The sequence below is a fragment of the Psychrobacter sp. PG1 genome (assembly GCF_014897815.1).
Lineage (GTDB): Bacteria > Pseudomonadota > Gammaproteobacteria > Pseudomonadales > Moraxellaceae > Psychrobacter.
In genome coordinates this window covers 148,530-165,250 of the sequence record NZ_JABUZG010000038.1, presented here as the reverse complement: position 1 = coordinate 165,250, position 16,721 = coordinate 148,530, and the positions used below count along the sequence as shown (strand labels likewise).

At 44.1% G+C, this 16,721-nt stretch carries 8 protein-coding genes; 6 read left to right on the top strand and 2 right to left on the bottom strand.

All coding sequences use genetic code 11. The features are described from left to right. Nucleotides 1–54: 54 nt before the first annotated feature. Nucleotides 55–2,001 carry a gamma-glutamyltransferase gene (gene ggt / locus INT03_RS02710; protein ID WP_226950154.1) on the bottom strand — a complete coding sequence of 649 codons (1,947 nt, stop codon included), beginning with the start codon at nucleotides 1,999–2,001 and terminating at the stop codon, nucleotides 55–57. A 180-nt stretch (nucleotides 2,002–2,181) separates the two neighbouring features. Here ggt and INT03_RS02705 point away from each other — a divergent pair, with 180 nt between their 5' ends. The 3 genes from INT03_RS02705 to INT03_RS02695 are packed head-to-tail and all read left to right on the top strand — an operon-like array spanning nucleotide 2,182 to nucleotide 6,781. After that, nucleotides 2,182–4,170 (top strand): hypothetical protein, encoded by a 1,989-nt coding sequence (locus tag INT03_RS02705; RefSeq protein ID WP_193007464.1) that lies wholly within the window; start codon nucleotides 2,182–2,184, stop codon nucleotides 4,168–4,170. A gap of 44 nt (nucleotides 4,171–4,214) precedes the next feature. Further along, nucleotides 4,215–5,852 (top strand): hypothetical protein, encoded by a 1,638-nt coding sequence (locus INT03_RS02700; protein ID WP_193007463.1) that lies wholly within the window; start codon nucleotides 4,215–4,217, stop codon nucleotides 5,850–5,852. Between the two features lie 44 nt (nucleotides 5,853–5,896). After that, a complete protein-coding gene (locus INT03_RS02695) occupies nucleotides 5,897–6,781 on the top strand; it encodes an exonuclease domain-containing protein (RefSeq protein ID WP_193007462.1) in 885 nt (294 codons plus the stop codon). A 119-nt stretch (nucleotides 6,782–6,900) separates the two neighbouring features. On the opposite strand, the gene INT03_RS02690 is transcribed toward INT03_RS02695, so the two are convergent. After that, nucleotides 6,901–7,422 carry a Spy/CpxP family protein refolding chaperone gene (locus INT03_RS02690; RefSeq protein ID WP_193007461.1) on the bottom strand — a complete coding sequence of 174 codons (522 nt, stop codon included), beginning with the start codon at nucleotides 7,420–7,422 and terminating at the stop codon, nucleotides 6,901–6,903. 266 nt (nucleotides 7,423–7,688) lie between these two features. On the opposite strand from INT03_RS02690, the gene INT03_RS15055 reads away from it, so the two are divergent. From INT03_RS15055 to INT03_RS02675, 3 genes are all read left to right on the top strand, one after another. Further along, nucleotides 7,689–8,375 (top strand): response regulator transcription factor, encoded by a 687-nt coding sequence (locus INT03_RS15055; protein ID WP_193007460.1) that lies wholly within the window; start codon nucleotides 7,689–7,691, stop codon nucleotides 8,373–8,375. Between the two features lie 41 nt (nucleotides 8,376–8,416). Continuing rightward, nucleotides 8,417–10,006 (top strand): sensor histidine kinase, encoded by a 1,590-nt coding sequence (locus tag INT03_RS02680; protein ID WP_226950155.1) that lies wholly within the window; start codon nucleotides 8,417–8,419, stop codon nucleotides 10,004–10,006. Nucleotides 10,007–10,424: 418 nt separating this feature from the next. Continuing rightward, a complete protein-coding gene (locus INT03_RS02675) occupies nucleotides 10,425–16,517 on the top strand; it encodes a YadA-like family protein (RefSeq protein ID WP_193007458.1) in 6,093 nt (2,030 codons plus the stop codon). Nucleotides 16,518–16,721: the final 204 nt, after the last annotated feature.

Sequence of the window (16,721 nt, the reverse complement as noted above, 5' to 3'; positions counted from 1 at the left end):
TAAAACTAATGTACCACTTTTATAAAAGATCTACTATATCATAAAAAAGTTATATCAATAACCAACGACTGCCGCATCAACGATACGCGGATCAGACGAGCCATAGACACCATTTGGGGTAATCATAATCGACTGGGTTGAGCCCATGGCTGATTTTGGACTGACCGTATGACCCATTGATTCAAGCTTTTTAACCGTATCAATATTCAGTGCTTTTTCGACCCGAATCTCATCAGGCAGCCATTGGTCATGGATACGCGGTGCGTGAGTGGCTTCAGCGATATTCATATCATGATCGATGACGTTCGAGATTATTTGGGTGACAGTGGTAATGATGCGGCTACCACCAGGGCTACCCGTGACGATATATGGTTTACTGTCTTTAAAGACCAGTGTCGGACTCATAGAAGATAATGGGCGTTTATTGGCTTCAACGGCATTTGCTTCACCGCCCAATAATCCATAACCATTAGGCACACCCGGTTTGGCAGAAAAATCATCCATCTCATTATTGAGCAATATCCCCGTACCTTCAGCGACAAGACCTGTGCCATAAGAAAAGTTCAGCGTATAAGTATTGGCTATTGCATTGCCATCTTTATCAACGATAGAGAAATGCGTGGTCTGATCACTCTCATAGGGTAGAGGGTTGTTGGCTTTGATGGTAGACGCTGGCGTGGCTTTGTCTGGATTGATTAAGGTGCGCAGTTTATCCGCATAAGCCTGAGAAACTAAACCGCTGGCAGGCACATCGATAAAGTCAGAATCACCTAAATACTCTGCGCGATCTGCATAAGCTAACTGCATCGCTTCCGCCATTAAATGAATGGTTTGCGCACTGTTTTGCCCGTATTCTTTTAGCGGATAACCTTCTAAAATATTTAAAATCTGCACGATATGAATGCCACCAGAAGACGGTGGTGGCATGGAGACAATCTCATAACCACGATAATCGCCTTTGACGGGCTCGCGAGCGATAGCTTCATAATTTGCCAAATCCTGTAAGCTCATGCTACCGCCAGCCTCGTTGACCGCTTTGACCAACTTACTTGCGGTTTCTCCTTTATAGAATCCATCGGCGCCTTTTGCGGCAATCAGCTTAAGCGATTTTGCCAATTCAGGCTGTTTTAAACGCTCACCGGGTTGATAGGCATTACCATCAGGTTTAAAAAATATCTTTTTGGTACTTGGCCATTTTTGCATGCGATCGCTTAATGCTGTGAGTGACTCAGACAGACCTGCTGTGACTTCTATACCGTCCTCAGCCAGTGCAATCGCTGGTGCCATCACTTGTCCGCGGCTCATGGTGCCATGATCTTCTAACGCTTTAAGTAATCCTGCAACCGTTCCCGGTACGCCAACTGCTAGACCGTGATAACGAGACAAGTCGCTGACCGCATTGCCATCCTCATCGAGATACATATCACGCGAGGCGCTACTCGGTGCTTTTTCACGGTAATCGAGTGCCACCGTTTTGCCTTGCTTGGCGTCATAGATCATCATAAAACCACCACCACCGATATTCCCAGCACGTGGTAATGTCACTGCTAAGGCAAAGCCAACGGCGACGCCAGCATCAACCGCATTACCACCGTCTTTTAAAATCTTGAGTCCAATATCAGAGGCGAGGGCTTCTTGGGTGGCGACCATGCCGTTCTTTGCCCAAACAGGGTGGTGAATCGCATCTTCAGAATAGATGGCTTGATCGGCATTGGCATTGTTAATCGTGGAAGTGAGGGTAGTGGTTTTGGCTCTTGTCACACGCTGAGTTTCAGATATTACAGTAGGATTATCAGCCATAATCGCTAGATTGATGGCGCTAGTGTTAATCGATGTTTGGTTAATGGCAGTTGATTGATTGGTGGTTGGCTCAAGCGCGTGAGCAGATAGTGATACTAAAAATGTGCTACTGATTAACAAAATAGCCGCTTTAATATTTGCTCTACCTTGAGGATTATTGTCAGCAGTGCGTATGTTGTTTTTTGATATCGAGGTTGGCATTGTAAAGTCCTTTTTACTTGAGCGAGAAAGCCATAGTGAGAAAGTTGTTTTGTATAAAAAAATCTAAGTATTTTCTTAATAAATAGGTTCTAATATTACTAAATTGTAACGCATTGTGATATAAATAACGGTACTAATGTACACTAATTATAGACTGGCTATTTATACAAAGAGATTACTATGTCATCAAATCATATTAATAATCATAATCGACAGCGCTACTCTGAGATGACGAGTCATCATTCGTCTATCAATAATAACGACCATATATATCAGGTAGGTAAATTGACGTCTATCGTCTTGTTGGTTGGCACTACGTCTCTGGCTCTTTTGGGCTGTCAATCAAGCCCAGCGGTATCATCGCCTGCGGCATCAAAAAGTATGATTGATTTTAGTACCGCTGATAGAGCGCAGAGCCAAGCACAAGGACGCGCGTTTAATGCCAGCCTCACAGCCAAAGCTGAGCGTTATCAGCAATTATTTGACCAAGAAAAATACCCCAATACTGACAATCAAGCAAAGTCACATTTACTGTCGGCTATTCGTCAGCATCTGGCAACAGAGCACGTGGCAGTCGCGCAAGCCAATTATCAAGCCGTTCCTTTTATTGATCCAGATAGCATTGATGCAGGCTCTAGTAGCTTACTTAGAACAATTATAGAAGCCTATGTTTATAAGCCTGACGGTGACTATGATGAAAGTGATTATGAGGACAGGCAAACTGAGGCTATGGCAGAGTTAGCAGCGGTAAGTGCAGAGTCGAATAAATGCAATGACAATGAGGACGATGACGCTTATGAAGTCTGTGTTGTAGAGGATGTTAACTATGACGAAAACGGTTATAGTCGCAGTGACTATCAATTAGAGAGTTACGGCGAAGGGAACTATGACACCGACGATTATGAATCAGACAGTGCTTTTTCAAAGTTATCAAAATTAAACCCAAAAAGCATGATAGAGCAGTATGAAGCCATACAAACGGCTAAACAACAACCAGAGGCGGTAGAACAAGGTAGCCAATCAGCAACATCTACGGGCGTCATTGGTCAAATGCTGAGTATGTTCCATCGCACGCCGGAACAGATAGCTGCGTCAAATGCTTATCAATATCAAAATTTAACGTTCAATAGTGTCAGTCAATACAAACCCAAACAGCGACAACTGCAGAGCGTCTATAGCTATGATTATGTGACACCAACGATTAGCTCATCTATACAGATACCGCTAGCGTTCGATTTTAACCATAGTACAGTTACGGTAGACCCATCAGCAATCATGCCTATCGTAGCATTGGTTAATCCTGAAAACACCCCTTTACCTAACCAAATGACCTCACATACCGTTAGTTTTGGGTTGCCTGAGAGTATTACTGCGCAGCTGCCGCCAGCAGTGCTTTACGATGCTGCCATTGCTGCCATACAGAGCAGCATGGCAGAGCTAGCGCCTGAGCATTTTAGCGCGGTAGATATTCGCAGTGATGCCTTTGCCAAAGAAGTCGGTGCGAGCCGAGCGGTAAAAGTCTATTTTGGCAGCAAGCAAAGCGGTGAGATGATCGGCAAAACCCTAAAATACATGACAAAGTCACTACAGGATTATGTCGATGCCAATCCACAGAAATATCCTGATGGCGCTATGCTAAAAACTGTGCTGGCGAAAGTGCAGCTATACAATAAAGGCTACCAAAGTGCGGATGTAGGTTCGCTTTTGCAGCTAATTGAAGCCATAGGTCCGATCTCTTTTAATCAGATAAATTACTATTATTTAGACCGCTCAGATCGCCTGCTTGCTAAGCAGCAGCGGGTAAATATCGGTGGTGACTTGATGGGTTCGACAACCAGCGTGCTGAATCAAATACGCTATGATAAAAGCAGCTTTAATAACCATGCACTAACGCCTTTATTGGCTGAGTCTTTTGGCGCAAATGCTAAAACTGCTATCGATGGCAATGCATGGATGGCAGAGCAACGCCAACAAAAAGACAGACTGCAAACGGCACGTGATGCCCGCTATGACTATAGTGGGAGCAGCGATGATTACAATGATGATGATTATAGTAGCGATTATGCAGATGGTGATAGCGGCTATGAGGCAGCAGAATATGACAGTGCTGATAGTCAAGATGACACTGATATCGAAGACGATGCTGACAACAGGGTAGATGATCAATAACGCTATCTTGTTATGTTCAAGCCCATATTTATTAAGGATAAAAAATGAAAAAAGCAGATCAAATCATTGCAAGTCGTCTTTCGTCAGCGAGCCTTGCGTCAGTTCTTAATGGCAATCGCCTATTTGCTGGTGCATTGGTAACAGGAGCACTATTATTAACGGGCTGCCAATCTACCAGTCTTGACCAATTTAATGCTATGACTGCTAAGCAAACGCCAGTAGCAGCAAAGACAGCATTGGCGACTGCGTTACAGAAACAGCGCCGCCAGTCCTTTAGCTATCATAGCAATCTGGAGATCAGTAACGAGCAGCAGTTTAGCGATATTGATACTAAAATAGATGCCAAAGCGCCAGTCGCCTCAGGCTATATCGATGAATACTGCGAAGACACACACGATCAAGCGTATGCCGCCTTAATTACCCAAGCAGAAGCGCAAAATAAAGACATTTTGGCGGCAGATTATGATGCTCAGCGAACGGTGCTAAAAAGCACTTATCTTGAGTGTACGGATGCCTATGAGGCATGGGTAGAGAGTAAATATGATAGTGAAATCACTGTGCCAGTATTTTACCAACAGTTATTTGACAATTACGACGACCGATCGACAGCGCAAGATATCAAAAAAGCAAAGTTGCTAGATGCTTATGTGCTAAAGCCGCTGTCTATCAATGCACAAGGCGTCTATCAGCCAATGGCTGGCAAGGCGACGATGCTGGCGAGCGTGCAGTATCAAGCGCGTAATCATCAAAGCAGCATGAATCAGCCGATTTATCTGGATTTGAAAAACGGTAATATTTATCTATGGGCAGATAATTTTGCGATGTTTAATTCAGAACTGTTAGATGACAAGCTCGGCACAAAGTGGCGCAACAAGTGGTTAAAGCTAGTCATTGATGATGGCACCTTACCCAAAGGCTTTGGTAGTGAGTTGATAAAAAGCCACTTTGCCGCGTTAGATGCCACTTTTGATGCCGCACCTATTAGCCAGTTTGATTATGTCGCCCCTAATACGCTAGCCTCGCTCTCTCCCAAGTTACCCGCGCATCAGCTACCAGCAATGCTAGCAAGTAACCAAGTCATTCGCCGTGTACAAAGCGCTGAGAGTTATGAGCAGTTTTATCAAGATTATATGCGCATCGTTTACGAGCGGATTAGTCAGCGATATCCAGAACTGGTTAAAGAAAGCGCGGCTGACGAGGTAGGCAACACAGATGCTGATACATTTACCAGTAAAGCGTTAGTGCAGCAAATGTTGGCAATGATAAAGAGTGGCATGGATAGTGGCAGTGAGCCAGTAGAGGAATCAATGGCAGAGGCAAAAGAAAAGACGGCAGAAAGTGCAATACTATCAAATGTAGATACGCAAGAGTTGTATGGATTTGATAAGCGTGGTCAGCTCAAATGGCAGCATATGCGCAGTGAGCTTCCGAGCGAAACTGCCGCTAGTAAGAACATGGTCATAGATGTTTTGCAGCAGTATTCCGCTATCAGCGCCAAAAACATGGTATTTCCCAATTTACCAAGTGATGTGCAAGTGCCTAATGCCAGTAATAGTATTGATATGCGCGAGTATGGTAATGAGCTGATGCAGTATTATCGTGATGGCAATGGTACTGCGATAGGAAAGATGATGTTTAGTGTCATGCCGATGGCTAAAGAGAAGTTTGGGGCGATTGATTAAATAAAATTAAATCAGACTAAATCTACGACATTGAGGACGAGATAATGAATTTTGTGACCATTGATGTTGAAACTGCAAACAGCGACGTAGGGTCTATTTGTCAAATAGGCTTGGCTAAATATTTGAACGGTAAGTTAATTGATACCTACTGTACGTTAGTATGTCCTCAGACTTCTTTTAGTCGTCAAAATATAGAAGTGCATGGTATTACCAGTAATATGGTAAAAGATGCGCCGTCTATGTATGACATTTATGGGCAAATATTAAAATTTGTCGGTGAAAATGTTGTCGTTAGCTATACTGACTTTGATCAAAGGGCGTTGACAAAAAGTCTAGAGCTTCACAAATTACCAATACCAGAGCTACAGTGGGTCGATGCCACAGTGTTGGTACGTAAGACGTGTCAGCGTTTTGCGGTCAAAGGTTATAATCTGGCGAATGTCTGTAGAGAATGGAGTTATCAGTTTGACCATCATGACGCGCTAGAAGATGCCAAAGCATGTGGCTTTATAGTTGTAACCATTCTTAGAGAAAATGGTTTATCAATTCATGATTGGGTAGAATATAGTAAATACAGTCGCAATTATCCTCAGCAACAACGTGCAAATAGTAGAAACTACCCCAGTAATATCACAAAAGTTGGAGATGAGTCGGGGCGATATGCCGGACTCAATATTTGCTTTACAGGTAACCTTAGTATCAGTCGAGGAGATATTGCTGAGATAGCAGCCAAAAATGGTTTTAATGTCAAAGCGGGTGCTTCGAAGACATTAGATTATCTTGTGGTTGGTGCTCAAGATTTAACGTTGCTTGCTGGTCATGAAAAAAGTAGTAAGCATCGCAAAGTAGAAGAACTGATTCAGAGTGGTTTAGATATCAAAATTCTTGAAGAAAGCGCCTTTTTACAGTTAATTAAAATATCAAAGTAATGCGAGCCTCAACATTAAAACTAAAAAGCGCACCGTTTATACGATGCGCTTTTTTATGTGTTCATAATCAGTCTTATAGGACATTCAGCATGAATGCAAAACAGCCTATTAATGACGAATTACATGCCTTGATGTGGTTTGCCATGCATTTTACCGTGCTTTGAGCCTTTATAACCTTTAGCCATTTTTTCGGCTTGCAATTTGGCAAGCTTGGCGCGCTGCTCAGCGGTTAATACTTGCGAGATAGCATGTTGAGTTTGTACACGCTCAATAAAGCGTTGTTTGGTTTTAGCTGCTTGCTGATCAGCTAAGCGATTGACTGCGGCTGTATTTAGAGTGCTACTATTAGTCAATGCTTGCATTTGTTGCTGCATTTGCGCCCGTTCTGCTTTGTTTTTTGTACGGTCAGCTTTACGATCGCTGTGTTGTGCTTGCATGATGGCTTTGATTTGTGCTTGTTGCGTTGCTGTTAGATCTAGCTGCGACATTGGATCTCTCATGCCGTCTTTTTTCATACCATCTTTATGCTGCATTTTACTGGTCGTTGGTGTGGTGTCAGTGGTTGCATTAACACTGGTACAAGCCGTTACGGTGAAAATGCTAGACATTGCTAATACTGAGCCCATTAATAATTTTTTCATCATCATTACCTTGATTTATGGTGCAAACGTTATTGGTTGCGAAAAAGTCAGTTTTTATCTGATCAGCCTATGCATGGTAAGTGTCCCGGATAGCCACTTCCATCATTGCATATCATCAGTATTTGTCGCTGATAGCCGTTATGTTACGACACTTAAAGGTTACGAACATTTATGAAGTATTAAGAAAGGTAACGTTTATAGCGAATCGATAAGCAATTGACTGATAATATGGCTAATAAAGCGATATAACGCTTAAGGAGACAGATGTGCCACACATATTACTAGGCGATGATGACGAAGAATTGACCCAGTTATTACAAGAGTACTTGCACAACCACGGGGTGACATGCGACTGCGTTCACGATGGTGAGGCGGTCATACAAAAACTTAAAGCGGCGATGAATAATGAGGCTGCTTACGATCTGCTAGTGTTAGACATTATGATGCCAAAAATCGATGGTCTTAGTGTGTTGCGTCAGTTGCCCAATATCAGTGATATCCCCGTGATTATGCTGACTGCCAAGGGAGAAGAGATTGATCGTATTATTGGGCTGGAGCTGGGTGCTGACGATTATATTACCAAGCCCTGCAATCCACGAGAGCTTTTGGCACGTATCAATGCCGTCATCAAACGCACCAATGCAGCGGTATCAGAGCATATGCCGTTACCAGAGAGCCGTTTAACGCTGGATCAAAATCAGCGGCTTTGTCAGATAGATGGCATAGAGCTACAAGTCACCGGCACAGAGTTTGATCTCTTGGTCGCGCTACTTAAACAAAAAGGCGAGGTCGTGAGTAAAGCGTGGCTGTCAGAGCATGTGTTGCAGCGAGAGTTACAGCCATTTGATCGTAGCCTTGATGTCCACGTCTCGCGATTGCGCAAAAAACTTCAACCTTTCCACGATGAGCCGATAAAAGCGATTCGTGGTAAAGGCTATCAGTTGGTGCTGTGATGACGGACTCCTCAATAAAAGCGTCAATATTTAAGATACGTATGACTCTATTTTGGCGTCTATTTTTAAGCTTATTGGTGACGATTTTGATCACCTCGGTTTTATCCATTATGGTGGAGCGCTGGCTCAGTGAAAAAGAGCTGAACGCTCGGATGGATGTGCAGATTGAGCGCTTATTGGTCAAGCGTGAAAAGCTGGTTGCAGCGTTAGAAATAGGCGATTTACCCACGGTTAGAGATATGTATCGTCAAGAGCGACGATTGATGAGTCAGATAAGTGTTTACGATGAAGAAGGGGCGATTATATTTCCGCGTTATCGCAATAGAGATGAGCGTAGGCAAAAAGGTATGCAGGGTAGTCGGCGTGAAGTAGATCAACTATCAATGCAGCCATCAGTGCAATCAATGGCAGCTCAGCCCAATGTGGACAAGAACAGGACTAATATTCACGATAATAATAATAAAATGTCGAATGATAAGTCGTCATTCTTAAACCATATTCTGCAACCGATGATGCCAAATAGCGCTACGCTAGCTGATTTCGACAGTCGCCCTGAGCTGGCTGATGTGACGGTCATCTTACCAGATGAGCAGTCTGTCATTATACAGTTACGTCCGCATTTGCGTTTTGCTGATGTTATGGCGCTGCAACGTGGCAACTTTCCCATACGTTTGCTATTTATTCTCGTTTTTAGCGTCTTGGTTTGTATTTGGCTGAGCCGTACAATGACTCAGCGTATCCGCCGTGTACAAAATACCGTACACCGTCTGATTGATGGCGATTATCAGACCCACCCAGACCTATCAAAAATGGGAGATGATGAGCTTGGTTTACTCGCAAAAGACGTGGCTAAACTATCAAAACGGTTGGCCGAGAGTGAGCTGGCACGCAAACAGATGCTCAGTGATATCTCGCACGAGCTACGATCGCCACTGGCGCGTCTAGACGTTGCGACTGAGCTGACTCGCGACTTTGCACCGAATGCCAGTCGTTATCTCGACCGTATCGATAAAGAGTCGGCGCGGATGAATGAGTTGATTGAGCAAATCATTCATATTCAGTCTCTACAAATGCAGCAATATACCATCGATAATATAGAAAACGAAGCGGTTGATATTTCTGACATCATCAGTGAAATTGGACAAGACGTTTGCTTTGAGTTTCAGCATAAAAACGTGCGTTGGCAATGGCAGCCGAGTCATGCATTGGTGGCAGACGCTTCATCTACCACTGATTCAACAACCCCTTGGACAGTGCTTGGCAATCAAGAACAGCTGCATAGTGCGCTTGAAAATGTCATTCGTAATGCTTTTATGCATACAGCCTCTGACTCAACAGTTATTGCTGACATTAAAAAAGTGGAGATGGAGGGTAATAAGCCTGCACTTCAAATCAGCATCACAGACGAGGGTGGTGGCATCGCGGATAATGACTTGGCGCGTATTTTTCAGCCCTTTGTACGGCTTGACTCGGCTCGCCATCGTGAAACGGGGGGTTATGGTTTGGGGCTGGCAATCGTTCATGCCGTGGTAATGGCACACAAGGGTCAGATTCATGTCTATAATCGCCAAGATGATATCCAAGGGCTGGTGATGCAAATAACATTGCCTGTTAACTCTGAAGGGGACTAAGAGCAGCATAAAGTGGCGAACACGCGCTTAAAACATCTCTAAAGTGTGTGTATAAGCGTGTGTTTTATTAAGTTTCAAAGCGGATTATTTCAAAAAAAGTGGGAGCATTTAATATAAGCAAGGAGCAAAAAACATCTATATATTCATTTTTTGTTATATAATTGGATGAACGGTAATAAATGCCCGATGAGCGGCATTGTCTCTCTCTATATATTCGGTAATACTAATATATAGAGAGAGCGATTAGGGCTTTTCAAGATAAAAAGTGTTAGTTGTTGGTTAACAAGATAAATGATGAACTAAAAACATTTACTCATTGCCAGCCGATAACGTGTTTTATTTTGTGATATCGACTCTCTGCAAGATGGATATTATCTCTGATTTTTAAATCTGACCAGTCTGTAAGGGAGTGCACACTATGAACCGCATCTATAAAGTAATATGGAATGAAGCCTTGAGCTGTTTTACCGCAGTTGGTGAATATGCAAAGGGGCGCGGCAAATCTTCCAAATCTAGCGTGAGCGCAAACGCGACCATCAATACGACTTCTAATCTTTCTTCTACCCAATTTTTCCGACTATCCACGATCGCCATAGGGATGCTGGCGGCTGGATTTACAATGTCACCGCAAGCTTTTGCGCAAGTGAACGTCGGCGGTGGTACGGGATCTGGTACAGCAATTTCTTCTTGTAATACAAACAGTACTGAAGCGAATGCTGAAGGCAGCTATTCGATTGCCATTGGCTGTGAAGCGGACGCTGGGCAAAACTTCAATCTGGTCGATAGAGGCAATCCGTCATTTACTTGGACGGGTGGTTCACAAAACAATTCTGGTAGTACCGCCATTGGCACTGGGACAGAAGCCGGTGACGTCGCTACTGCTCTAGGCACTCAAGCAAAAGCTATTGGTCGGTCATCTGTGGCAATTGGGGCGGCAGCGTATTCTAATGGAAATACCTCGTTAGCGCTTGGACGTCAATCGGCAGCGACTGCTGACTTTGCTCAGGCTATTGGTAATGTCTCATCAGCAACGGGTCAAGGCTCTTTAGCTGTTGGTCATTCAGCACTTGCCTCAGGCAAACGTGGCATTGCGATTGGTTCAACTGATTTTGAAAATGCAGGTACAGTGGCTGATCAAGCAAATGTAGGTTATAGAGCGAATGGACAGACTCAAGCAGTTGGCAGTGATACGATTGCCTTTGGTAGTAATGCAAAAGCGACTGCTGATAACAGTCTTGCTTTTGGTGTCGGCTCTCGATCTAACGCAGTAAATGGCATCGCATTAGGTGCAAACTCTATTGCAAATCGTGCTGGTGGTGCCAGTGGTTTTGTGCCAGTAGGAGCAGATAGCTCAGTCATCCAAGCAACGGATAGCGTTACGCTTGGCGCGGTCTCTGTAGGAACAGGAGCAGCGGGTGGCAACCGTCAGATTGTAAACGTCGCAGCAGGTAGTAGTGCTAGTGATGCTGTCAATGTGGCTCAGCTAACGGGGCTGTCGAATACTGTCGCTAATAATAAAACCAAGTATTACAGCGTGGACTCAGCTGCTGTCGGTAATGCTAATAACGACGGAGCGACAGGTTATAACGCCATGGCGCTGGGCGGAAATGCAAAAGCCACAGGCAGCCAAACTATTGCGATTGGCAGCTCAGAATTTGGGCAACAGACGATGGCAAGTGGTGAGCAATCGATTGCTATCGGTGCTAATGTCGTGTCTAGAGGGGCATCCTCGATCGCGATAGGCGGTGATGATCTAGATTTTGCATCGAGAACCAATATCGATGGTAGTCCGTTGTCACCACTAAATAGTGGCACAGTTAACGATGTTTTCAAATCCTACGTAGGTAAAGATTTGGTAGAAATCAATCAATACGATGTCAATACCGAAGCTGGAGGTGCTGCGTCGATAGCCATTGGTGCAAAATCGCTATCTAAAGGTGATTTGTCTACAGCCGTTGGTGTTCATTCCAATACCTCGGGAACGGCTTCTTCAGCGTTCGGTGTTGGTGCGTCAGCGAGCAAAGACGGTTCAGTCTCTTTAGGTGCAGGCTCAACAACAGCAACAAGTGCGAGCTCTGAAAAGACGATGACTGTTGGTGGCGTGGTATATGATATCGCCGGTAATGTCATTGATGATAAGGGCATGCTACGAGAGGGTGCGCAAGTATCCGTGGGCGTAGTAGGATCTGAACGTCAGATCAAAAACGTCGCTGGTGGAGCTGTCACTGCGGCTAGTACAGATGCAGTGAATGGTAGTCAATTATATGCGACCAATGAAGCGGTCGGAAATAATACCACAACTATTAACAAAGGCTTTGCGCTAAAAGCCGCTGATGGTAATACAGTACAGAAACCATTGGGACAAGCCGTTGAGGTGGTTGGCTCTAACAGCAACATCGACACCCGAGTAAAAAATGGCAAAATCGAAGTTGAGCTAAATGACAACTTAAACCTAGGTACAACAGGCAGCGTTAGCACAGGTAACTTATTAAACGGCACAACGGTTAATGGTCTAGGTATTGTCACTGGAGGAGTACTTACTGGCGTCACTACCGTTAGTGGTGCAGGTGTCACAGTAACGGGTGGAAGCATATTTAACCCTACCAATGCCACGTTAACCAGTAATGGTCTGACCATTTTAAATGGTCCAAGCATCACCAAAAGCGGGGTCAATGCGGGTAATAAGAGAGTTATTAACGTTGATGATGGGGTTAACGCAAAAGATGCGGTGAATTTTAGTCAGCTAGAAACGACTAATACTAATGTCACGACCAATACTAACAACATCTCAACCAATACCACCAATATTGGTACCAATACTGACAATATTGCTAAAGGCATCAAGTTTAACGTGAATGATGCAAGTAGCGGCGGCACTCTCAAAAAAACCTTCGCCTTGGGTGAAGAAATTAAGTTTGATACGGATAGCAATTTAACCACCACTGGCTTATCAACGGGCGATGGAATCAAACTTGGCTTAGCCAATAACTTAACAGGTCTGGATAGCGCAAGCTTTAATAGCGGCGTTAGTATCTCATCTACTGGTATCAACGCAGGTGATAAAGTCATCTCAGGCGTGGCTAGCGGTGGCACAACGGAAACCAATGCGGCGAATATTGGTGATTTGAATAGTGCCATTACTGGTGTATCCACCTCAGGCTTTGCGCTAAAAGCCGCTGATGGTAATACAGTACAGAAACCATTGGGACAAGCCGTTGAGGTGGTTGGCTCTAACAGCAACATCGACACCCGAGTAAAAAATGGCAAAATCGAAGTTGAGCTAAATGACAACTTAAACCTAGGTACAACAGGCAGCGTTAGCACAGGTAACTTATTAAACGGCACAACGGTTAATGGTCTAGGTATTGTCACTGGAGGAGTACTTACTGGCGTCACTACCGTTAGTGGTGCAGGTGTCACAGTAACGGGTGGAAGCATATTTAACCCTACCAATGCCACGTTAACCAGTAATGGTCTGACCATTTTAAATGGTCCAAGCATCACCAAAAGCGGGGTCAATGCGGGTAATAAGAAGGTCGTCAATGTTTCTAATGGTACGGTCAGTCTAAATAGCAAAGACGCCATCAATGGTGGTCAGTTATTTAATACCAACCAACAAGTCACGACCAATACTAGCAACATCTCAACCAATACCACCAATATTGGTACCAATACTGACAATATTGCTAAAGGCATCAAGTTTAACGTGAATGATGCAAGTAGCGGCGGCACTCTCAAAAAAACCTTCGCCTTGGGTGAAGAAATTAAGTTTGATACGGATAGCAATTTAACCACCACTGGCTTATCAACGGGCGATGGAATCAAACTTGGCTTAGCCAATAACTTAACAGGTCTGGATAGCGCAAGCTTTAATAGCGGCGTTAGTATCTCATCTACTGGTATCAACGCAGGTGATAAAGTCATCTCAGGCGTGGCTAGCGGTGGCACAACGGAAACCAATGCAGCAAACATCGGTGATGTACAGATGGCAGCTGCAGGAGCGAGAACCAAAGTAGTTAAAGGTACGAATGTTGCCAGTGTTGACTTTTCAACCGATAGCGATACTGGACAGGATGTCTATACTGTCAATGCCAATGGCACCAGTATTTCTACTGCAGATGCTAATGCACTAACAGTTAGCACTAGTGTCAAAGATCCTGATACCAATATCACCGACTATCAAGTTGATCTAAGCGAAGGTAGTAAGGCAAGCTTGGTAAAAGCCGATAGTGCGATGCAAACGGTAGTGACACAAATCAATGGTGCTGATGTCAAGACTTTGGATAAAGACAATAATACAGCCAATTTTATTACTGGTGACAATATTGTCTTGACCGCTGACAATGGCGGTATCAAAGTTGCTACTGCTGCCGACTTAGTCTCAACCAGCTTGACCACAGGAACTACAGTCGTCAATGCTGATGGTGTCACATTTATGGGTGGGACTAATCAAACGGTCAGACTCAGTAATAGTGGGCTAGACAATGGTGGCAATCAAATTACCAATGTCGCTAACGGTACAATAGCCAGCGATGCTGTAAACTTTGGTCAGCTACAAGCCACGACCACGACCATCGATAAAGGTTTTGATTTCGATGGTGACACGGGTACTACCGTTAATCGTCAGCTTGGTGACAAGCTGACAATCAAAGGTGGCGCGACCGTGGAAAGTGACTTGTCAAATGGCAACAACATTGGCGTCGTTGCTGACGGTACCAGCACATTGACCGTGAAACTTGCGAAAGATTTAACTGGTCTTAACAGCGCAAACTTTGGTAGCGGTGTCAGCATCTCAGCCAATGGTCTAAACAACGGTGGCAATAAAATTACTAACGTTGCAGAAGCGACCACAGGTAAGGATGCGGTAAACTTCGACCAATTGTCAGCAACCAATAGTCTCGTGGCCAAAGGCATCAAAATCGGTGATGGCAATAGTGCCAACGACCAGCAGTTTGCTTTAGGTGATACCATCAACGTCACTGGTGATAGCAACATTACGACGATGGCCTCAGCAACGGGTGTTCAGGTGAAACTGAATAACCAGTTGAATTTAGGCAATGAGGGTAGCATGCAGATTGGTAATAGCATTATGAATAGTAATGGCTTTACCTTTACCGATAATGGTCCGGGTAAAACGGTTAGACTGAGCAGTAGTGGTCTTGACAATGGTTTTAACAGAATCACCAATGTAGCTGCTGGTATTGCAGATACAGATGCGGCGACTGTCGGACAGTTGAACGCCACGACGTTTGCCCTTGATCAAGGTTGGGGACTAACGGCTCAGGGTGATGTTGCCACTATGATCAAACAAGGCAGTGCCATCGATCTAAACAGTACAGATGGTAATATTAAAGTGTCTAGATCAGCGGACAATAATGTTAGCCCTGGCCTACTTGCTGCTGCACCATTGGCAGGCGCCAATGACATTAGCTTCGATTTAAATCCAGACCTGAATTTAGATAGCGTAACGACGGGTGATACCATTATGAATAATAATGGGCTGACTATTACAGGTGGACCTAGTGTCACCAAAGCGGGTATCAATGCTGCTGACACTAAGATTACAAACGTTGTGAATGGCGATGTCTCTGAAGGTAGCAAAGATGCCATCAATGGTGGTCAGCTCTATGCACAAGGCAGTGGCATCAGTAGTATCATTGGCGGTGAGACAGTCTACAATCCTGTAGATGGTACCTTTACCAATAGTAATATTGGTGGTACTGGTCAACATAGTATCGACGGTGCGATTGCTTCTATTAAGCAAGGAGAAGTCGTTATCAATGAAAACATCCAAGCCAACACTACCAATATCCAAACCAATACCACGAATATTGCCACGAATAAAACAAACATCGATACTAATACGACCAATATCAAAGTGAACAAGGATAAAATAGATGCGGGTCTCAATTTTGGTGCTGATAGCGGTGCTACCATCAACAAACCAGTAGGCGATGGCAGTGTCCTCACCTTCACAGGTGGTAATAACATCACCACAACAGCAGCAGGCAGTAGTATTAAGTTTGATCTAAACGGTAATATTAATATCGATAGCGTCAAAACTGGCAATACGACAATCAATAATAATGGCGTCAGCATTGTCGGTGGTCCTAGTATGACTGCAAGCGGTATCAACGCCGCTGGCAACAAGATCACTGATGTGGCTGATGGCATGGCACCCAGAGACGCTGTGAATATGGGTCAATTAGATGCTGTTAGTCAAAGACTTGGCAACAACATGAATGAGCTAGGTTATAAAATTGGTGAAGTTGAAGACGATGCAAATGCTGGTATTTCAGCCGCCATGGCAATGTCTTCACTACCGCAAGCTTACATCGCTGGTAAATCCTTAATCGGTGGCGGTATAGGAACGTACAATGGGGAAAGTGCAGTTGCTATTGGCTTCTCGAAGTTATCCAATGATGGTCGTTGGGTCATGAAGGTAAACGGCACCGCTGATACCCAAGGTAACGCTGGCGGCTCGATTGGTGCAGGCTTCCATTTTGATTAAAGCAATCAAGCCTACTATCAAGTAAAGTGATTTGTTAGTTATAAAAATTAGTCATAAAAAAGCAAGGCATCAGATGCCTTGCTTTTTTGCGACATGAGCATGAAGACGTTTTCAGCGTGATGATTTGGTAGTCACTATTTGGTAGTCACTATTTGGTAATCACTATTTGATAATCACTATATGATTTTTACCAATGATTTGTTT